Below are 20,173 nucleotides of genomic sequence, written 5' to 3'. Positions count from 1 at the left end.
GCATGAATTCATAGAGTAGTTATTCTGTGACCCTATGCAATAATAGGCGGTATCCACCCACCGCGCACTCCGAGGAGAGCCCCATGAAACCGGCCCGTTCCCTCGCCGCTCTGGCCATGGGTTCCCTGCTCGTTCTCCCCCTGTCCATCGCGACCTCCGCCCCCGTGGCCGCCGCGCCCCACCGAGGGGTGGTCGGCGAACAGCCCGTCCAGTGGACACCGCACGTATTGGACGGTTCGGTCAAGGACATCCTGCGCATCGGTGACACCGTCGTCGTCGCCGGCGAGTTCGAGCGGGTCTCCGACTCCGACGGTGGTCGCACCCACCACCGACGCAACCTGTTCGCGTTCCGACATGGCACCGGCGAGATCCTGAGCCGCTTCAGGCCCTCGGTGGACGGGACCGTGACCTCACTGGCCCAAGGACCCGATGGGTCGGTGATCATCGGCGGGCACTTCCGCCGCCTCGACGGTCAGGACCGGCGAGGCGTGGCCCGAATCGACGTCGCCACCGGCCGCACCGTGCACGGGTTCGATGCCTCGGTGGACAACGGGGGCGTGTACCGACTGGCCTCCGACGGCACCGACGTCTACCTGGGTGGGAACTTCCCAGGCGTCAACGGGGAACGGCGTACCGGGCTGGCCCGTATCGACGCCGTCACCGGAACGGTCGATCCCGACTTCGCCCCGACCATCGCCGAACAGCGGCGCGGCAATCTGCGCGTGCACGAACTGGCGCTGAGTCCTGACGGGTCGCGGCTGGTCATCAACGGGACCTTCACCAAGGTGGACGGCCAGGATCGCTACCAGATCGCCATGGTCGATACCTCGACCGGAAGCCTCGCCCCCTGGTCCACATCGGCTTACGAGGAGCCCTGCGACTACTCGGCGATGCACACCTACATGCGGCAGATGTCCTTCTCCCCCGACGGCTCCTACTTCGCGGTGGTGACCGCGGGCGGCCCACAGGTCAAGCCCGGCCTGTGCAAGTCCACGGCCCGGTTCGAGAACACCGATACCCCGGACTCCGAGCCCACTTGGACCAACCTGACCGGTGGCGACTCCCTGTACTCGGTCGAGGTCACCACCGACGCCGTCTACGTGGGCGGGCACCAGCGCTGGATGGACAACGAGGGGGGCGCCCTGAACCCGGGTCCGGGCTCGGTCGCCCGTGAGGGGATCGCGGCCGTGCATCCGACGACCGGCCGGGCCCTGGAATGGAACCCGGGCCGTGCGCGTGGCCACGGCGTGGAGGCCCTGCACGCGACCTCCGACGGCCTGTACGTGGGCAGTGACACCGAACGTCTGGCGGACGCCTACCACGCTCGCCTCGGGATGTTCCCCCTGTCCTAAAGGCGCGGTCCGGAGAGGCTACTTGGCGGGCTTGTCGGCCTTGGCCCCGTCCTCGGCGTTCTCGACCTCGTTCTCCTGGGCACCCTCGTCCCGCTCCCGTTGGGCACGCAGGAGCTCGTCCTGGATCTCGTCCTCTCGGGCGGCACCGTGGACCAGGCGCTCACCCACCGCCTTGTCCTTACGGTTGTCCGACCACTCCGTGACGGAGGTCGACATCTGGTCGCGCCACTTGGAGAGCAGGACGTAGGAGGCGAGCCCACTGATCACCCAGGCCAGAACCAACGCGATCCAAGACCTCGCACCGAACAGGTAGACGACACCGAAAGCAGCCGCGAACAACGCCAGACGGGCTGCGGTATAGGTCAACCAGCTACGCATCAAAAAGCCTCACAACAGATGATTACCTGCACTAGATTGGGCAGCACACCCACTCGCGCACGATCATGTGCGCGCACGGCCGAGTCGGACGAGCGTGGTCGAAGGGTGGCGTCTCAGATCAGGCAGCTCCCACCTCCAGGTTAAGGGCGTGTTTCGGGCTCAGTGCACCAGGTCGGGGTGTACCTCGGCGCGGTCCGGAGGGGCGCCGATGACCTTGGATACGAGTGTTCATGGGATGTTTCGAATCCGACAGGGGGGCCTGAACATCACGTTCCGATCACATATCCCCCACTCATCCCCCGATCACCACAATTTCTCCGAAAACTAGGGAGGAAACGGACCAACTCGTGCACACTAGGGGACCAAACGCCCGCCGCCCCCGAACACCAGGCGGGCTTGATTGGGGGAATGTGAAGGTGGAACGAGCAAGCGAACGCCTGTTGACCCCCGGGGAAGTGGCCTCACTCTTCCGGGTTGATCCCAAGACCGTCACCCGCTGGGCCGCCTCCGGGCGGATCAGCAGTATCCGCACTCCTGGCGGACACCGCCGATTCCGGGAGTCCGAGGTGCGCGCCCTCCTGCTCGGGGAGCCCAGCGAGACCACCCCCTGAGGCGGACACGACACGTCCTCGATGGCCCGGGCACCACGCTCCGCCGGGGTGTCTTCCACGTCACCGGTTCGAGTCCCGGTCATGAGGATCAGACGGCAAGATAGGCTGGAAGCATGGTGTGGCTCGGTGGCCTGATCACGCTCGTATCGATCATTCTATGGGTGTACGCGTTCTTCGACGCGCTTACCACCCCTGCTCAAGAGGCACGGAATCTGCCCAAGGTCCTGTGGCTGGTCGTCATCGCGCTGTTCATGCCCGTGGGGTCGATCCTCTGGCTCTTCCTGGGCCGACCTCGCCGGTCGGCCCTCGTTCAAGGTGAGGCCTCCTCACCGGTCCAAGCCGCGTCCGTGGACGACCTTGACCCGTCAGACTTCGCCCAACCCTCGGATAGTCCGCACCCGCTCGGACCGGACGACGATCCCGAGTTCCTCCGCCGACTCGACCGTAGGATCGACCCGGACGAGTAACCGTTCCAGGGACTCGCCGACCAACGGTGGGGCCGTACCCGACGCGGGTACGGCCCCACCGCTTCGTTCGACCGGACCACCGTCACGGCAAGCCGACACCGACCGTGGTGGCGGTCGACGGGACCGCCGGGGCCAGGGACCGAAACGGAGTGAACCCGCACATGGGCGCCGCTCCTCGGGGGTGTGGACCGTGAAACCCCCATATACAAACGTTTGCGCGAACGTCCCCGATTCCACTTCGTACATCGACCCTCCCAGCATCAAGTCGTTGCCGGAAAATGCTGGAAAAGCGGCCCTTGGATGGGTGAGGATGACAAAAGCGACACCAAAGGAAACCCTCACTCCCCAACAAACGCTTGTCGCCTCATAGATCCATCAACGGAACGGAGTCCACGGGTGGCCGTCACCATCAAAGACGTCGCACGGGTGAGCGGAGTCCACGTTTCCACGGTCTCGCGGGCCTTCTCCGCGGCGCACCTGGTCAACTCCGATACTCGGGCGAGGGTCCTGGCCACGGCGGAGGAGCTCGGTTACCGGCCGAACCGCGCGGCCCGGGCCCTGTCCACCCGCAGAACCGGAAACCTCGGTCTGATCGTCGCGGACATAGCCAACCCCTTCTTCCCTCCGCTCCTCAAGGCCGCCCAGGCCCAGGCCCGCGAGCGCGACTACCACGTCTTCATCGCCGACACCGACGAACAGGCCCGAGTCGAGGAGGAACTGATCCGTTCCATGGCCAAACAGGTGGACGGCGCCGTGCTGGTCGCCCCGCGTCTGACCAACCGCGTCATCACCGAACTCGCCGAAGAGATCCCACTGGTCGTGGTCAATCGTCGACTCCGTGGTGTGTCCGCCGTGCTGATGGACGTCGGTGCGGGTGCCCGTCAGGCCATGGAGCACCTTCTGGGGCTCGGGCACCGGGAGATCATCGTGGCGAGCGGTCCCGGGCGCTCCTGGACCAGCGGAGAGATCGAACGCGCCGCCGAGGGGATCGCGAACGCGCACGGAGTCCTGGTCCAACGTGTCGGCCCCAACCCACCCACCGAGGAGGGCGGGCGCGCCGTCGCGGAGGAGGTCGTGTCCAGCGGGGCCACTGCGGTCTTGGCCCACAACGACCTGGTGGCCTTCGGGCTGGTCCAGAGGGTGACCGAGCTCGGCTTGCGCGTTCCACGGGACCTCAGTGTGGTCGGTGTGGACGACAGCCACGTGGCCCGTTACTCCAGTCCCGCCCTAACCACGGTCGGAATGCCGGTGACCGAGGCCGGGCGGGGGGCGGTCGACCTGCTTCTTCGATCGGTGGACGCACGTGGCTCCACCGGGACCGTGACCTTGGAGACCTCCTTGGTCACAAGGGAATCGACCGCCCCGCCCCGCAACGCCTGACCCACGGTCCGCCTCAGCCGAGGGGGTTACGTTCGAGCGCCGACAGGGTTCTGGAGGCGCCGAAGGTTCCTGCCCTTCCTCGTGGCGACCGAACACGGTCCGAAGCCGAGCAAGGGACCAGGACGAGCACGGCTAGGCGTAGGAGTGCAGACCGCTGAACAGGTAGTTCACGGCAAAGAGGTTGAACATGACGGTGAGGAAGCCGAGCACGTTGATCCAGGTGGCCTTGGGGCCGCGCCATCCACCGGTGGCCCGCGCGTGCAGGTAGGCCGCGTAGATCACCCAGGAGATGAACGACCAGACCTCCTTGGGGTCCCAGCCCCAGAAACGGCCCCAGGCCTCGTCGGCCCAGATCGATCCGGCGATGACGCCGAAGGTCCACAGCGGGAAGGCGAAGAGGATGAACCGGTGGGAGATGCGGTCCAGGATCTCCGGACTGGGCAGCCGACCGGCGATACCGGTGACCGTCTCCCCTCTGGCCCGCCGAGTTTCACTTCGGTGGGACACCAGGTAGGTGATGCCCGCGACACCGGAGACCATGAACCCACCACCCGCGATGATCACCGCGGTGACGTGGATCGGCACCCAGTAGGACTGCAACGCCGGAATGAGCGGCCCCGGGTCGACGTACAGCCAACGCACGCCGACGCCCAGGAGCAGCAGGACCGGAACGAGGACGAAAGCTCCGAGGAAACGGGCCTGGTAACGCCAGGAGGCGTACAGCAGCGCACCGACGGCGACCAGACACATCGCCACGACGAACTCGAACATGTTGCCCCAAGGCCACCGGCCGGCCGCCAGACCTCGGGTGACGATCTGGGCGAGGTTGAGCACGAAGCCCAGGGCCGTCACGGCGAGGGCGATCCTGCCGAGCACGCTCTGGGAGGCCTGGGCCTCTTTCTCGGTGGAACGGACGTTGACCTCGATGTCGCCGTCGCCGCCTTCGACCGAACCGGCCCCGACCGGCATGAGTCGACCGGCCTTCAACTTGGTGCGGGTGCCATAGGCCGCCTCGATGGCGAACAGGAACATCGCGGCGGCGTAGGTCACGATCATCGCGATGATGAGCGTGTCACTGGCCGACGCCATGCTCTCGTTCACGGGTGCGGCGAGTGTGTACGTCACCGGTCACTCCCTTGTGTTGTCGACTTTTCAGGTGGGGTGTTGGGGTCGTCGTCCGGCTCGCTCCGGAGCCGTGCGGCCAGGCGTGAGGTGAGCTCGTGGAACTCGGTGTTGTCGCCGGCGGCCTCGGTCTTACCGAGCCCGGCCAACTCCACTCGGGTACGCCCGTCCTCACCTTCGGTGGCCCGGACCCAGACGCGCCGGGGACGCACGAACAGGGTCACGAGCAGTCCCACCACGGCCAGGGTGGCCGCGGCGAGGGCGGGCAGTCGGGCCCCGTCCCGGTTGGTCTGCAAGGTGGCGTACTCCTTGACCCCGGTGAAGGTGATCGAGCCCGCCTCTTCGGGCAATTCCCAGGTGTCACCGACCGCCATCACGGGTGATTCGCCGAGCCCTTCCATGCCCTGGGTCTTGAGCTGATAGACCGACTGAGGATCGACCATGCCCAGGTCGCCTCGGTAGGCCTCCAGGGTCACCATCGGGTTTCGGGCCCCGGGGAAGTCGGAGACCAGTTCGCCCTCGGAATCCTCCATCGCGCTGGGCAGGAAGACCCCCACGAAGCCGAGTTCCTCACCCCCGGTGTCGGGCACCTTGACGACCCCGTCGGAGGTGAAGCTCATGGTGTCGCGATACAGGAACGGGACCGCCTGGTCGAAGACCACCTCGTCGTCGGCGTTGCGAACCTCGAACTCGGGTGCGTAACCGTGGCCGAGCAGGTACACCTGCACACCACCGACGCTCAGCGGGTGGTTGACCTGTAGTCGGTGGGTCCTCTCCTCCCCGCCGGGTTCCTCCGTGTAGCGGAGGTCGGCCACGTAGGAGTCGGCCTGCCCTCGCAGGCTCCCCTCCTCGATGAAGACGGCCTCGAAGTCCTCCATGTGGATCGTGAACGGAGCGAACTCGTCGGTGTCGGTCCAGTGGCCGGGGTAAATGGCGTCGTAGGAGGGGAGCGTGTTGGCGAACCCATCGCCCTCCACGAGGAGCAGGTTTCCTCGATAACCGAAGAACGCCCCGGCGGCCAGGGCCAGAAGCAGCCCGAGCAGGGCGAGGTGGAACAACACGTTACCGACCTCGCGCAGGTACCCGGTCTCCGCGGAGACCGAGTCTTCGTAGCGTTCGATCCGGTATCCCTTGAGGACCTCGCGGGCCCGTTCCAGGGCGGTGTCGGGGGTCGCGTCGGTGCCGAACCGGGCCACGTACGGCATACGACCCAGGTTGCGCGGCGTTTTCACCGGTCGGGCGCGGACCGCCTTGGCGTGGGTGATGGCGCGCGGGATCACGCATCCCGCCAGCGACACGAAGAGCAGCAGGTAGATCGCCCCGTACCAGGGCGAGGAGAACACGTCGAACAGGTAGAACCGGTCCAGCCAAGGGGCCAGTTCCGGGTTCTCCCGGAAGTAGGTGGCCACCTCGTCGACGCTGACCACGTTCTGGGGCAGGAACGAACCGGGGATGGCCCCCAGCGCGAGCAGGAACAACAGGATCAGGGCGGTACGCATCGAGGTGAGCGTGCGCCAGATCCAGCGGGCCCAACCCAGAGCGCCCAGCCCCTTGGGCTTGGGCGCGGGGCTCTCCGGCTCGTCGTGCGAATTCTCGGATGTGGTCGTGCTCAAGTCAGATCACCGTCTGGAAGTTGGCGGCCCACCCCTGCATGGCGATGGTCATCTCGGCCCACAACCCGGACACCATGGCCAGGCCGACCAGGACGAGCATGACTCCGCCGACCATCGTGACCGTACGGGTGTGGCGCTTGAGCCAGTCGAAGGCGCCGAGCGCACGTCGATAGAGCAGGGAGGCGACGACGAAGGGCAGCCCCAGGCCGACGCAGTAGATGAGGGACAGGAGTACGCCACGGCCGGCGCCTCCCTCGACGAAGGCGAGTGTCTGGACGGCTGCCAGAGTCGGCCCGATACACGGGGTCCAACCCAGCCCGAAAAGGATCCCGAGCATGGGGGCGCCGGCCAGCCCGGCACGGGGCAGGCGGTGGAAGCGCAACTCCCGGCCCAGCCCCGGTACGAACCCCATGAAGGCCAGGCCGAGCACGATGGTCAGCCCGCCGAGGATCCGGGTGATGGGGTCGGTGTAATCCATGAACAGGTCGCCCAGCCAGCCGATGAACCCGCCGACCGCGACGAAGACGAGGCTGAAACCGGCGATGAACAGGACGCTGCCGGTGACCATCGTCCATCGTCGGTCGGCGAGCTCGGTGTCGATGTCGGCGATGGTGGTGGTGCCGGCGGCGGTGTTCTCCTGACGTTCGCGCACGTGGGAGCCGCTCATCCCGGTCACGTAGGACAGGTATCCGGGGACGAGCGGTAGCACGCACGGCGAGAGGAAGGAGACCAGTCCGGCGGCGAGGGCCAAGGGTGCGGCGAGCAGGAGCGAACCCGTCAGGACCGTGGTTCCGATCGGGTCCATCATTCGTCGTCTCCGGCCGGGCCGCCCTCGTCGGTGGCCTCGGCCTCATCGGTGTCCTCTGATTCGGTGCCCTCGGCGTCGTCCTCGGCTTCCTGCTCCGAAACGCGCGGGCGTTCCTCGGGGTCCCCGAAGTCGAACTCGACCACCAGCGGGTTCAGGAGCTCGGTGAGTTGCCCATAGGTGGTGGGGCCGATGACACGGGCGGCGATGTCGCCGTTCGGGTCCAGGATCAGGGTGCTGGGGATGGCTCGGGGCGGGACGGTCTCCCGAAATGCCTGCGGGATCTCGCCGGGCTGGTCGTACAGGCTCGGGTAGACCACGCCCTTGTTGTCGGTGTAGGCCAACGCGGCGGTCTCGTTGTCCTTGATGTTCACACCGAGGAAGTGCACGCCGAGGTCCCCGTACTCGGCGTGCACTTCGTCCAGGACGGGTTGTTCGGCACGACAGGGGCCACACCAACTGGCCCACACGTTGAGGACGAGGATCTGTCCCTCGTAGTCGCTGAGCGAGAGCTCATCGCCCTCGAAGGTGGTGCCGGTGACGTCGGGAGCGCTGTCGCGTTCGCCCATCTCGAAGACGGTGGCGCTGCCGTCACCGGAGATGAAGCGGTCGTCCTCTCCACCGGTCTGGATCTCGGTCCCCCCGGCGCATCCGGACAGGGCGAGGACGGCGGCCGAGATGGCCGCCGACAGGCGCGGCACGGCACTGCGGCGCCGCGTACCTGTACTGGTACTGGGCATCGAGGAGACCTCGCGAACAGGGGTGTGAACAGGGCTGACTACAACAACGACAAAGTGTAGTAGACGCCTTGGCCCCCTCTTCTTCGCCCCGGCCCAAGTCACTTCGCCGGCAAGGGGCGAAGGGCCCCTGCCTGGAGTGGCCCCGGTGAAGGGGTGTCTCCGTGGGGACGGTGCTTGGGGGCACACCGTCCCCACGGAGAGCGCCGGGCCGGGCGCCGGACGTGTCGCCCGACCCCGGCTCCCGCCCGGCTTCGATCAACCGGCCTCGACGAAAGCCTCGCGGAGGTAGTCGTGCACGGCCCGTTCAGGGACCCGGTAGGAACGCCCCACACGGATTGCGGGGAGAACTCCCGAGTGCACCATTCGGTAAACGGTCATCTTGGATACTCGCATGATCGTGGCGACCTCCGCCACGGTCAAGAACCGGACCTCTTCGAGAGGCGGCTTACTCCCGTTCATCTTCCGACGCCCTCATTCCCGGACGTGAGCAATTGTCTACCCTTCGGCCCTGACGCGCCTCGGGGTGGTAGGAGGACCCGGATGCCGTGCCCGTCCCACCAACACGCCAGCGTGTCATCTTGTCACTACTGACACGTCCGTTTTCAGAGTAGGGCCGAGACCTCGTCTAGGGAAGGTCGTTCGGCCCTTCTTCGGGGATATGCGTTGTCCAGGGGGCAGATGAGGTTTAACGGTGGGTATAAATGGCCGGACCTGATCACAACAGGCCCGCGTGGGCGAGAACGTAATCGCGCAGCGGAGCATAGTCCTCGGTCAGATATCCGTCGTCCAAAGGCACCGTGACCAGTAGTTTTCCCTCATGTTCGGCGAGGAAGAGAGCCGGGTCGTTACAGTCGGCGAAGCCCATCGCCGGCACTCCCATCTCCCCCGCGGCCCCCGCGAAACCATGGTCGGCGATGACCAACTGCGGCCACGCCTGACCACGGTCGGCGAGTTCGTTGAGGATGGCCCGCATGGCGAAGGGATGGTGGCTGTGCCGAGGAAGGTGGCCGTCCGTGACGATGGCGACTTCGTCCTTCCACACCACGATCCGGCGGTTGGGCGGACGTTCCGTGGTCACCTCGTAGGAGTACCCGCCCGCTGCGGTGATCACCACGCAGCCGCGCTCCACCAGTGCGTCCTTCCAGGCACCATAGGTCTCCCGAAGGTTGCGGGGGTGACCGGTGGCGAACATGACGCGTTCACGGCGCCGTGCCGCCAGGGCCAACCGATCGGCGAAGGCTTCCAGGGCGTCGATGGTCAGATCGGGGTCGATCGTGTCGATCCCCCACACGTACTCCTCGTCACCCACCACACCGCAACGCTTGTTCATCAGGGCCAGGACCTCGGAGAAGGTCCAGTCGTTGGAGAAGGTCAACCCGAACTGGTGGTAGGGATCCTTCTGGACGAGCCTTCGATAGTGGCGCAGGTTGTTCTGCCGTGGGGTGTCGACATGCCCCGCGATCCCCGTGCGAACCAGATAGGTGATGAGTTCGGCGCGTGTCGGCGGCGTCACCTGCATACCCCTTCCTCTCCTGGGCGGCGATCGCGGTAACACGCCGGGGGCCACCACGGCGCCGGCTCCCGTTCGCCCGGTATTCATCCCTTCCTACCCGCTGAACGCCTTCCACGCGGCGATCGTGCGGATTTCACCTTCATGTGATCCGACGGCCCGGGTCCGTGGGGTCCCGGGCCGGCCGTTCACAGGGTGGGATCGATGCCGTGGCTGGGGAAGATCGCCGTGCGCGTGGCGTGGATGGCCCGGTCGATGGGATCGCCCGGGTCGTAGCCGTGCTCGAAGGGCGTGAAGGAGACGTCGCGTCCGTCGGTCATGTACAGCGGAGCCGCTTCACCGGTGCGTTCACGGACGAAGTCCCGCCAGCCTTGCGGCGTCTCCCGGTCGGGGGCGATGGGTGCGCCCGCCGCCTCCCCCAGCAGGTGGGTCCAGGCTCGGGGCACGACCTGGACCAGTCCATAACCACCGCCACCGAACAGGAGCCACCGGCCACCGGCCGTCTTACGGGCAAGTCGGTGCAGTTCCTCGTAGGCCCGACGCTGACCGTCGACGCTGAGGGTGAGATTGGCCAGGGGATCGAGGGCGTGGGTGTCACAGCCCTGCTGGGTCACCAGGATCTCGGGCTGGAATTCGTGCAGCAGTGGTGGAACGACCGCGTCGAAGGCACGGTGCCAGCCGGAGTCGCCGGTGCCGGCGGGCAGGGCGACGTTGACCGCGTAACCCTCCGCGTCGGGACCACCGACCTCCGAAGCGTGCCCGGTGCCCGGGAACAGCGTCACGGGTGACTCGTGCAGGCTGATGGTGAGCACACGCGGATCGTTGTAGAAGGCGTTCTGGACGCCATCCCCGTGGTGCACGTCCACGTCGACGTAGGCGACGCGTTTGGCGCCCTGTTCCAGCAGCCAGGCGATGGCCAGCGCCGGGTCGTTGTAGACGCAAAAGCCCCAGGCGTTGCCGCGCATGGCGTGGTGGAGTCCGCCCGCTATGTTGGCGGCGTGCGAACTCTGTCCCGTCCACACGGCCTTGGCCGCGGCCACCGAGGCGCCGGATATCAGCGCGGCGGCCTCGTGCATGTCGGGGAAGACGGGGTTGTCAGCGGTACCGAGCAGGTGGACGTCGTCAGGCTCCAGTGTCTTGCCGGCCCGTTTGACCGCCTTGATGTAGGCGGCGTCGTGTACCAAGGACAGAAGCTCGTCGGAGGCCGGCTCGACGTCGATCAGATCGACACCCGTCCCGTCGAAGAGGCCGAACTCACGGCTGAGCGCCATGGTCAACTCGACGCGGATCGGTGCCAGCGGGTGATGCGGCCCGAAATCGTAGGTGGTGAGTCTTTCGTCCCATGCCACCCGAAGCGAGCAGGACGTACGCCCTCCCATGTGGTGACCCCCGTTCCAGGTGTGCGTGTTTCGAAGCACACAGTACGCAAATCAGGGCCCGGACGACACGTCGGGGTCCACACGAGACGAACCCGTGTGGACCCCGATCGCCGTAGTCAGGAGCAGGACCTTCACCGGAAGCGATCAGCCCTCCTACTGCTCCCGGTAGAAGCAGTCCGCGTAGGTCTCCCCGGCCTTCATGTTGATGGTGTTGTGCAGAGGACGAGTGAAGAAGTCGTTGGTCGCGTTGATGAGGATCCGATATTCGCCCGGATCGAGTTTCAAGTCCATGGCGTTCGCGTCGTTCAGGCACGAGGCGTCGGTGGGCGGTGAGGAGCTGTCACAGTCCGCGCAGGGCTCGATGACGACTTCCCCGTGCACGGCGTCCGGACCGACGTAGAGGAAGACCATCTCCTCGTCGGTGTGGTTCACGTACTGGATGGAGACCTTGTCACCGCCCCCGGTCTCCCAGGGTGCGGTCTCGATCTCGCTCTCTCCGAGGAGGACCGCCCTGTCCATCTCGGCCTCGACGCGGCCCGCTCCGGCGTGTCGGACCAGGTCCTCGACCTCGTCGGCCTCGTGGTCGGGGTAGGTGGCCTCGAGGTACTCGGCCGTCTCCTCCGCCCCGTCGAAGTCACCCGTGTCGACCTGGTCCCACCCACACTTGAGGGCCGCGTCGGGACGCTCCTCCTCGATCCGGTCGGCGATCTCCGGCGCGGAGTCCCAGGTGAGGTCGTCGAACATGCCGATCTGGTCGAAGGCACCGCACCAGTTCTCCGCGGCGTAGTCAGCGGTGGCCAGGTCGTACAGGTCGCCCAAGGCGGTCGGCACCTCGGCCGCCGCAGGGGTGTCCGAGAAGTCCTCGGCCACGAAGGTATAGGTCTCCTGGGCCTGCCGGAAGGTCTCCTCGACCTCCTCGGTCACCTCGCCGCTGTAGAGCTCGTCGGCCTCGGTGGCGAGCTGGGAGGCGTAGTCCAGGTGGACTTCGGCGACGCTACCGTCGGTGTCCTCCCAGCGGGAGTGCTCGTGCGCGAAGTATTCGCCATAGGACTCCAGTGCGTGGTCGTACGCCTCGTTCTCCACGTCGGACTGGGCACGGCGAAGCAGCTCGCATGCCTCCACACCGGAACGGGCCCGATCCATCAGGCCCGGTGACATGGAGAGCTGGAAACCGGATTCGACCATGTTGTAGCCGTCGATCGCCGTGTCGCAGTCACCACGTGCGTGCGCCGCGTCGGCGACGCGCAACCGCCATTCACCGGCCTGCCACACACCGACGAGCGAGACGATCATCACCAAGGCCAGGCAGGCCGCCAGGATCATCGGCATGGGTTTGGCCGAGGGCTGCTCGCCCCGGGCCAAGAGACGACGGTCGTGGGCACGACCGGCGAACAGACCGTGCACGACGGTGATCAGCACCCACACGAGCAGGGAGGGGACCCACACGAGCAGGTCGTCCGCCGCGCCGAGGATCGCCGCGGTGACCAGCAGGGCGATCGTGACGCCCACGTTGATCCCGAAGAACAGCCGGTTACGCAGGTAGAAGTAACCCGCACCGACCCCGGACAGGTTGAGCAGCGCGGCGCGCAGGCCCGACTTGGACTGGAAGAGCCCCAGCGGAGGCAACGGAGGCTGACCACCGAACTGCCCCGGAGGCATCCCACCCGGGGGCATTCCGCCGGGAGGCATCCCACCGGCTCCCATACCTCCCGGAGGCATCCCACCCGGAGGCGGACCACCAGGCGGCCCCATCGGGGGCTGCCCACCGGAAGGGGGACCCATCGGAGGCTGCCCACCGGAAGGGGGACCCATCGGAGGCTGCCCACCGGCCGGGGGGCCCATCGGAGGCTGCCCACCCACCGCAGGTCCGACAGGAGGCTGAGCGCCGGGTGGGGGTGCCCCGCCTTGGGGTGGGGTGCCTCCCGGTGGTGGTCCCCCACCGGTGTTCGACCGAGGTGCGGGGTGCCCACCCGAGGACTGTCCGGAGGGCTGAGGACCGCTCGGAGCTCCGGGCGGCGGCATGTTCGGCCCGGACTGGCCGGGGGTGTGGGAAGGGTCCGATGGCGGCTGAGGGTTGGTCATGGGGCCCCGGAATCTTTGGAGGAGGTACTGGAGCTGGGGAAAGTGAGTTCTTCACCCACTCTGCCCGACTTTATGCACTCCCTACGACGCTGATGGCAGCGCCCCACGACCAGTGAACACCACGATTTTTTATGTGATTTCCATCACCGTAAGGCCATCAGTTGCCGGACAGAGCTCGGCTTCGGTCCCGTGCCGCCTCGATCGCGTCGGTGAACGCGGTCCGCACCCCGTGTCGTTCCAACTCCCGTAGTGCGGCCGCGGTGGTGCCACCTGGGGAGGTGACCGCCTCCCGTAGCACCACCGGGTGCTCCCCCGAGCCATCGAGCATGGCCGCGGCCCCGGTGATCGTCTGGCCCACGAGCCGCTGCGCCGTAGCGCGTGGCATTCCCATCGCGACACCTGCCTCGATCATGGTCTCGGCGATGAAGTAGAAGTACGCCGGCCCACTCCCGGAGATGGCCGTCACCGTGTCCATGTGCTCTTCGCCGACCCGGATCACTTCGCCGACCGTGCCCAGCAGTTCCTCCGCCCGCTCCAGGTGGTTCGGATCGGTGTGCGCGCCACCGGAGATCGCGGTCATCCCTCGCCCCATGAGGGCGGGGGTGTTGGGCATCGCGCGGACCACGGGGACGCCGCTGGGCAGATGGCTCTCCAGGACCAGGGTGGTCAGTCCGGCCGCCACCGAGATGAGGAGTCGTTCCTCGGACAGGTGCGAGGCGATCTCGTCCAACAGCGCGAGCATGTCCTGGGGCTTGAGGGCCAACAACAAGGTCTGCGCACGCTTGGCCGCGTCCACCGCCGATACGGTCTCGATCCCGTATCGGGCGCGCAATTCCGCGGCGTGTTCCTCACGCGGTTCGGTGACCAGGAGGTCTGCCGGGGAGTGGTCTTTGGCCAACAACCCGGCGAGCAACGCCTCGCCCATCTTGCCTGCGCCGATGATCGCGATCATGAAGGGTCCTCTCTGCGGATCCCTCCACGCTAACCTCCCGCGACGCCGAAGATGGACGGCGCGTCCCACTCCGTGGACGAGCCTCCTCGCGAAGGTCAGTCGGGATCGATGGCCCCCTCGTCGGCGATGGCCCCTCCCTCATCCACCGAGAAGCGACGAGGCGGATTCTGAGGACGCCTGCGCAGCAGCGCGATCCGCTCACGACGCCCGAGTCGCGACTCGGGTTCGGGTGGACCGGCGAAGTGCAGCCTGGTGAAGGCCAACGCCTCGGCCAGTTCCCGTATCCGGGCCTGGCGGTCCGCGGCCTTGCGGGTGCTCACCTCTAGGACGAGCTGACCCTCGTAGCCGTTGCCCGCCAGATGTTCCAGGAGCTCGGCGACGGGTTGGGTCCCCCGACCAGGGATGAGGTGTTCGTCAAGGTTTTGGCCACCGAACCCATCGGCGACGTGGACGTGGGAGAGACGGTCGCCCAACCGCTTGGCCATGTCCATGGCGTCGGAGCCGGACATCGCGGTGTGGGACAGATCGAGGGTGACGTCGGCGTAGTCGCGGTCCAACGGGTTCCAACTCGGGGCATAGGGAACGACCTCGCGATCGCGTACCCGGACCGGGTACATGTTCTCGACCGCGAAGACCACATCGGTCTCCTCCTGCATCCGCGCCACGCCGCTCTCGAAACCCTTGGCGTAGTCGCGCTGCCAACGGAAGGCCGGGTGGACCACGACCGTCTTGGCTCCCAGGGCCTCCGCCATCTCCTTGGATCGCAGGAGTTTGCCCCAGGGCTCTCGACCCCAGACCCGTTGGGTCAGAACGAGGCAGGGAGAGTGGACCGCGGTGACGGGCATTTGGTGGTAGTCCGAGAGGCGCCGGAGGAGTTCGATGTCCTGACTGGCCGGGTCGGAGGAGACAAGCACCTCCACACCGTCGTACCCCAGCTTCGCGGCGATCTCGAATGCGGCCGGGGTCTTCTCCGGGTAGACGGACGCCGTCGAAAGGACCACGGGCGCGTCTGGGACCTGGATAGGGCTCACAGGACCCAGAGTATGCGCTTCGCGCGGTCTTGGGGCGACCGGATACGGGATCGTGGCGTTTCGCCTTGGCCGTCGGTCTGAGGCCCGCTACACGAGTCGACGGCCGCTGCCCGTGAGGACGACGGCCGTCGAGGAAGAGGCATGGGTGGGGGGTGCGCTACAGGCGCACGCCTCCGGCGAGGTTGTAACGCGTCACGGCGCGTTCGGCGATGTTGCGGCCCGAGCTCGGAGCATCGATCATGTGGCCGTCACCGAGGTAGATGGCGACGTGGTAGGCGTAGCCGCCGCCGTTGGTCCAGTAAAGGAGATCTCCACGTTCGGCGTTGGAGTAGGAGACCCGGGTCCCGGAGTTGACCTGGTCGTGGGCGACTCGGGGCAGACTCACCCCGGCCTCTCGGAAGGCGTACTGCACCAGTCCGGAGCAGTCGAAGGAACCCGGTCCGGTGCCACCCCAGGCATAGGGCTTGCCTTCCTGTGCCTGGGCGACGCTGATGGCCTTTTCGATGGTGCTGGAGGAAAGGGACTGGTGGATACGGCCCGACGCGGTCTCCGCGGTGGGGGTCTGGGTCGTTGAGTGAGAGTGGGCGAGTGCCGGTGCGGTCCCGGTGGCCAGGGTCACCGCGGCGAGCGCTGCGGCGAGAAACGCCCGCGATCCCCGGCGGCGTGCCTGGGCGGTGTCGGCCTGCTGTCCCGGGTCCGTGGTGGGACGGCAGGCCCGCATTTGCTCGTGGTGTGGCGGCAGATACATGCGTGACCCTCCTTGGTCCGCCGGGACGGGCCACGTCACTGTGACGCGGGTCTCCCTGTCACCGACTCACCACCATTGGTCACACAATCATCACAATCTGTCACTCTCTGTAATGGACTTGAGGCCCAAAGAGGGTAAAGGCTGTTTGACCCTGGCGGACATTTCGGTCATTAGCGCATTAACCGAACGCTGTCCGCCAGGGCCGTCAGGCGCCTCTACGGGGCGGGGACACCGAGGGCGTCACGGATGAAATCGGTCGTGGCGGCCATGCCCAGGTTGTTCGGGTGGACCGGCGCCCCGTCCTCCGGAATCAGCCCTTCGACCCAGCGGGTGTCCGACCCCTGGCAAACGTCGTGTCCACGTTCGAGGGTGTCGACGAAGATCGCCCCGTGGGCCGCGGACTCCTCGGCGATCATCGTGTTGAGGGTGGTCTGCGCCTGGTCCAAGAAGGGAACGTCACCCCGAGAGATCGGCGTGCTCGGCCAGCAACCACCGCTCTCCGGCATGATCTGCAGGTAACCGACGGCGACGACGGTGGCGTTCGGGCTGCGTTCGGTGATGTCGGCGTAGACCTGCGAGACCTCACCCCGCATCCCTTCGATCCGCTCGTCCAGTTCCGAACCGTAGTGGTCGGCGCACGGACTGCCCAAGGGGTTGCGCAGGCTCTGCTTGGCGCACTCGACGAGGACCTCGGAGAAACCGAAGTCGTTTCCGGCGATCCCCACGGTGACCAAATCGGTCTCGGGGCGGAGCGCGTCCAGTTGGGGGTCGGTGTCGCTGAACTGCTTCTCGTAGAGGTCGTTCATCACCGCGCCCGAACAGCTGACGTCGGTGATCTGCTCGATCCCCAACTCCTCCGCGAGGCGCTTGGGATAGTTGACCGAGGACTGCATACAGCCCAGGAGCGGCATCTTCGCTCGCACCATGGGTCCGGCCGTGAACGAGTCACCGATGGCGACGTAGTGCGTGTAGGAGGTCGTCTCGACTTCGTCCGCGGCCACGGGCGCGGCCGCCAGGCCGACACCCAGCGCGACGATCGCCACCGGGGCCGTGAGCCTGGCCAGAACACGGCGAAGCCCGGAGCGGGGGGTGGGGGACACGTGTGAGCGGGACACGCGGGTTTCCTTTCTCCAAGGAGCGGGGGGCGTAGAAGGCTTCAGGAACACAAGGGAGTGATTCCCAACACACTCTCTAACATGATTTTCCAAATCAACACCCTAACCCGTAGGTAACTTTCATGTATCCCACGGGTCGTCTCGAGGGCGGCCAGGCCTGTCACACGCAGGCGTTAGCGTGTCGACCATGGCAAAAGCAGCGAAGACCTCGTTCCGGTGCGTCGAATGCGGATGGAGCACCCTCAAATGGGTGGGCCGCTGCGGCGAGTGCCAAGCCTGGGGCACCGTCGAGGAAGCGGGGGCACCCGCACCCGCCGCCGTCGCACCGACCCCTGTCACCGCCAGGGCCCGCCCCATCACCGAGATCAGTGTGGAGAGCGCCGAAGCGGTCCCTACCGGGGTGGACGAACTCGACCGGGTCCTGGGAGGCGGCGCCGTACCCGGGGGCGTCGTGTTGCTGGCCGGCGAACCCGGCGTGGGCAAGTCGACCCTGCTTCTAGAGGTCGCCGCGATGCGTGCCGCCAAGGCACCGGTCCTGTACATCACCGGTGAGGAGTCCGCGGGGCAGGTCCGACTGCGCGCCGAACGACTCGGGGCGCTCTCCGACCAGCTGTACCTGGCGGCGGAGACCTCGGTGGCGACACTGGCCGCCCACGTGGACGCGGTCGCGCCCAAACTGCTGATCGTCGATTCGGTCCAGACCATGGTCTCCCCCGAGGCCACCGGTGTACCGGGTGGTGTGACCCAGATCCGCCAGGTCACCGGCGCTCTCATCCAGATCGCCAAGGAACGTGGTATCGCCACCGTGCTGGTCGGCCACGTCACCAAGGACGGCTCCATCGCCGGCCCTCGGCTGCTGGAACACCTGGTGGACGTGGTCCTGCACTTCGAGGGGGAACGCCACTCCCAGCTACGCCTGTTGCGCGCGGTCAAGAACCGTTACGGGCCCACCGACGAGATCGGTGTCTTCGAGCTCACGGACAAGGGGATCGAAGGACTTCCCGACCCCAGTGGGCTCTTTCTCACCGAACGTTCCGATCCGGTTCCGGGCACCTGTGTCACCGTCACCCTGGAGGGCCGACGTCCCCTGATCACCGAGGTCCAGGCATTGGTGGCACCCACGCCGCTTCCGGCACCACGCCGTGCCACCTCCGGCCTGGACACCTCACGCGTGAACATGATCCTGGCCGTGTTGGAGAAGCGCACCGGCATGAAGCTGGCCAACATGGACGTGTACGCGTCCACCGTGGGCGGTGTGAAGCTGGGCGAACCCGCCGTCGACCTGGCCCTGGCCATCGCGGCCGGCAGTTCCAACAACGACGTCGCCCTTCCGAGCGGGTTCATCGCGGTCGGCGAGGTGGGGTTGGCCGGTGACGTGCGCGCGGTCAACGGGGTTCGGCGCCGGGTCGCCGAGGCTCAGCGTCTGGGCTTCACCGACGCGGTCGTACCCAAGAACTTCGGCGACCCGGTCCCCGGCATCCGTACCCACGAGGTGGAGGAACTGATCGAGGCCCTGACCTGGGTGGCCAAGAGCCGACGCCGCAAGCGGAGCCGCTCCGAGAACCGGCCGGAGGAACGTCCCCCGGGGCAGACCACCCTCGACGAAGAGGCGCCCTTCTAGAAGTCGAAGATGGCGCCCTTGGCCTGTTCGAGGAGACAGTCGTTGCCGAAGGTCTCCTCGTAGCGTCCCCCTCCACCAATGGCGATCGCGGTGACCGGTCGATGCACCATGGGGCAGAAACCATCCTCTCGAACCCGCACGTCGGCGATCGACCCCCCGGCCGCGTCGATGAGCTCACAGGCCTCCTCCGCCCGCGGATGTCTTCCACCGGCCGGGCCGCACTCCAGGGTCATCGAGCGCACCCAACTCTTCGAGGTCTCGCCCCGGTACTCGGGGGCACCCTGGACGATGAGCTCGTAGCTGTCGGTCGCGGCCTGCGCCGGTGTGGCCAAGGACAAGGCGAGGGCCGCGGTGGCGGCGAGGGTGAGTGCGGTTCTCATCGGTCCATTCCAACGACGACATCAGATTCGACACGAATGGTAGTCGCGCTCTCACCGAAAGTTGTGGATTTTCTCGAAACCGGTTCTTCTCTCAGCCCTTGAGCTGGAAGACCAGTTGGTCGACACCGCTGACGAGGTCGCCCTTCAGATTGGCCTTGTACCAACCGGGCTGGGCCTTGGCCGAGGAGGAACGGCAATCGGTGAAGGAACGCTCCCGCGCCCAGGTGAGGGTGTACTCGTGCGGGCGTCCCTGGTCGAGTCGACGCTCCTCTCGCCCTTCGCCCTCCACACAGTCGGCGGTGGAGTAGACACGGTCGTCACCGGAGTGGATGAGCAATTCGATCGCCTCCGGCCCCACGTCGACGGTGCAGGTCTGCTCACCCACGTTGACCACGGTGACCCTGAAGCCGGGATTGGCGCCGCCCGAGTACTGCTCTCTGTCCTCCTCGGCGAACTTCATGGAGATCACCACGTCCTGTGGCCTGCACGGGTCTTCGGGACGCTCGGGCGCGGCGGCTTCGGCCGACCCCTCACCGGAGGCTCCTGCCTCTTCGGAGTCCTCGTCGGCTTCGGCGTCCTCGCCTTCGGAGGGGTCCTCGGAGGGGGACGGGGAGGCGTCCTCCTCCGGTTCGGCCGTCTCGTCCCGTTCCGGCTCCTGTGCCGGCACACTGGGAGAGGCCGAGGGGTCCTCGATACCGGCCTGGTTACTACTCGACTCGCCCTCGTTCTCCGACGGATTGCAGGCGTAGGCGATCAACGCGAACACCAGCAACACCCCGATCAGCACGAAGGCCCGACGCCTCCAGTAGATGTCCTTGCTCACGGGTGCGGGGTGTCCGGTACTTGACGCCATGGGCCGTAGTATTGCGGTTTTGCTCGCCCCTCAC

Annotated in this window: 20 protein-coding genes; 5 read left to right on the top strand and 15 right to left on the bottom strand. The window is 66.9% G+C overall.

Annotation, left to right across the window (positions count from 1 at the left end; genetic code table 11):
* Positions 1–83: 83 nt before the first annotated feature.
* A complete protein-coding gene (locus D472_RS0107195) occupies positions 84–1,352 on the top strand; it encodes a hypothetical protein (RefSeq protein ID WP_017603821.1) in 1,269 nt (422 codons plus the stop codon).
* 18 nt (positions 1,353–1,370) lie between these two features.
* Here D472_RS0107195 and D472_RS0107190 read toward each other — a convergent pair whose 3' ends face one another.
* Positions 1,371–1,730, bottom strand: coding sequence for a DUF4229 domain-containing protein (locus D472_RS0107190; protein WP_017603820.1), 360 nt, complete (start codon positions 1,728–1,730; stop codon positions 1,371–1,373).
* A 410-nt stretch (positions 1,731–2,140) separates the two neighbouring features.
* Here D472_RS0107190 and D472_RS24995 point away from each other — a divergent pair, with 410 nt between their 5' ends.
* The 3 genes from D472_RS24995 to D472_RS0107175 all read left to right on the top strand — a co-directional run bounded on the left by D472_RS24995 (position 2,141) and on the right by D472_RS0107175 (position 4,188).
* Positions 2,141–2,341: a BldC family transcriptional regulator gene (locus D472_RS24995; protein ID WP_017603819.1), complete on the top strand. Its 201-nt coding sequence runs from the start codon at positions 2,141–2,143 to the stop codon at positions 2,339–2,341.
* Positions 2,342–2,454: 113 nt separating this feature from the next.
* The gene (locus D472_RS0107180) at positions 2,455–2,808 is read left to right on the top strand and encodes a PLD nuclease N-terminal domain-containing protein (RefSeq protein WP_017603818.1); all 354 of its coding nucleotides are present in this window, start codon (positions 2,455–2,457) and stop codon (positions 2,806–2,808) included.
* 396 nt (positions 2,809–3,204) lie between these two features.
* Positions 3,205–4,188, top strand: a complete 984-nt coding sequence (locus tag D472_RS0107175; protein WP_017603817.1) for a LacI family DNA-binding transcriptional regulator — start codon at positions 3,205–3,207, stop codon at positions 4,186–4,188.
* Positions 4,189–4,320: 132 nt separating this feature from the next.
* On the opposite strand, the gene ccsB is transcribed toward D472_RS0107175, so the two are convergent.
* The 12 genes from ccsB to D472_RS0107115 form a co-directional block, all read right to left on the bottom strand.
* Complete coding sequence (gene ccsB, locus D472_RS0107170) at positions 4,321–5,313, bottom strand: c-type cytochrome biogenesis protein CcsB (protein WP_017603816.1); 993 nt, start codon at positions 5,311–5,313, stop codon at positions 4,321–4,323.
* Positions 5,310–6,923, bottom strand: a complete 1,614-nt coding sequence (resB, locus tag D472_RS0107165) for a cytochrome c biogenesis protein ResB (protein WP_017603815.1) — start codon at positions 6,921–6,923, stop codon at positions 5,310–5,312. Before resB ends, ccsB begins: the two co-directional genes overlap by 4 nt.
* Position 6,924: 1 nt before the next feature.
* On the bottom strand, positions 6,925–7,728 hold the full coding sequence (locus D472_RS0107160; RefSeq protein WP_017603814.1) for a cytochrome c biogenesis CcdA family protein: 804 nt from the start codon (positions 7,726–7,728) through the stop codon (positions 6,925–6,927).
* Complete coding sequence (locus D472_RS0107155; RefSeq protein WP_017603813.1) at positions 7,728–8,429, bottom strand: TlpA family protein disulfide reductase; 702 nt, start codon at positions 8,427–8,429, stop codon at positions 7,728–7,730. Before D472_RS0107155 ends, D472_RS0107160 begins: the two co-directional genes overlap by 1 nt.
* Positions 8,430–8,723: 294 nt before the next feature.
* Positions 8,724–8,927, bottom strand: coding sequence for a helix-turn-helix domain-containing protein (locus tag D472_RS0107150; RefSeq protein WP_013155995.1), 204 nt, complete (start codon positions 8,925–8,927; stop codon positions 8,724–8,726).
* Between the two features lie 256 nt (positions 8,928–9,183).
* Complete coding sequence (locus D472_RS0107145; RefSeq protein ID WP_026117472.1) at positions 9,184–9,981, bottom strand: phosphatase; 798 nt, start codon at positions 9,979–9,981, stop codon at positions 9,184–9,186.
* 185 nt (positions 9,982–10,166) lie between these two features.
* Positions 10,167–11,327, bottom strand: a complete 1,161-nt coding sequence (locus D472_RS0107140; protein ID WP_017603811.1) for an acetoin utilization protein AcuC — start codon at positions 11,325–11,327, stop codon at positions 10,167–10,169.
* 183 nt (positions 11,328–11,510) lie between these two features.
* Positions 11,511–13,046: a tetratricopeptide repeat protein gene (locus D472_RS0107135; protein WP_193373434.1), complete on the bottom strand. Its 1,536-nt coding sequence runs from the start codon at positions 13,044–13,046 to the stop codon at positions 11,511–11,513.
* A 550-nt stretch (positions 13,047–13,596) separates the two neighbouring features.
* The gene (proC, locus tag D472_RS0107130) at positions 13,597–14,391 is read right to left on the bottom strand and encodes a pyrroline-5-carboxylate reductase (protein WP_017603809.1); all 795 of its coding nucleotides are present in this window, start codon (positions 14,389–14,391) and stop codon (positions 13,597–13,599) included.
* Between the two features lie 95 nt (positions 14,392–14,486).
* Complete coding sequence (locus tag D472_RS0107125; protein WP_026117471.1) at positions 14,487–15,422, bottom strand: sugar phosphate isomerase/epimerase family protein; 936 nt, start codon at positions 15,420–15,422, stop codon at positions 14,487–14,489.
* Positions 15,423–15,579: 157 nt separating this feature from the next.
* A complete protein-coding gene (locus D472_RS0107120; RefSeq protein WP_026117470.1) occupies positions 15,580–16,170 on the bottom strand; it encodes a C40 family peptidase in 591 nt (196 codons plus the stop codon).
* A gap of 215 nt (positions 16,171–16,385) precedes the next feature.
* The gene (locus tag D472_RS0107115; RefSeq protein WP_017603806.1) at positions 16,386–17,285 is read right to left on the bottom strand and encodes an SGNH/GDSL hydrolase family protein; all 900 of its coding nucleotides are present in this window, start codon (positions 17,283–17,285) and stop codon (positions 16,386–16,388) included.
* A gap of 187 nt (positions 17,286–17,472) precedes the next feature.
* Between D472_RS0107115 and radA the strand changes: the two genes are divergently transcribed.
* Positions 17,473–18,906 carry a DNA repair protein RadA gene (radA, locus tag D472_RS0107110; protein ID WP_083903404.1) on the top strand — a complete coding sequence of 478 codons (1,434 nt, stop codon included), beginning with the start codon at positions 17,473–17,475 and terminating at the stop codon, positions 18,904–18,906.
* Here radA and D472_RS0107105 read toward each other — a convergent pair.
* Both D472_RS0107105 and D472_RS0107100 read right to left on the bottom strand, forming a co-directional pair.
* Positions 18,903–19,286 (bottom strand): SSI family serine proteinase inhibitor, encoded by a 384-nt coding sequence (locus D472_RS0107105; RefSeq protein ID WP_017603804.1) that lies wholly within the window; start codon positions 19,284–19,286, stop codon positions 18,903–18,905. The two genes, radA and D472_RS0107105, sit on opposite strands and share 4 nt — an antisense overlap.
* 91 nt (positions 19,287–19,377) lie before the next feature.
* A complete protein-coding gene (locus tag D472_RS0107100) occupies positions 19,378–20,139 on the bottom strand; it encodes a hypothetical protein (RefSeq protein ID WP_033303315.1) in 762 nt (253 codons plus the stop codon).
* Between the last annotated feature and the right edge of the window lie 34 nt (positions 20,140–20,173).

This window comes from Nocardiopsis alkaliphila YIM 80379, from assembly GCF_000341005.1.
GTDB lineage: Bacteria > Actinomycetota > Actinomycetes > Streptosporangiales > Streptosporangiaceae > Nocardiopsis > Nocardiopsis alkaliphila.
Note: the sequence above shows the minus strand (reverse complement) of the source record. Positions and strands in the feature narration are given on the sequence as shown.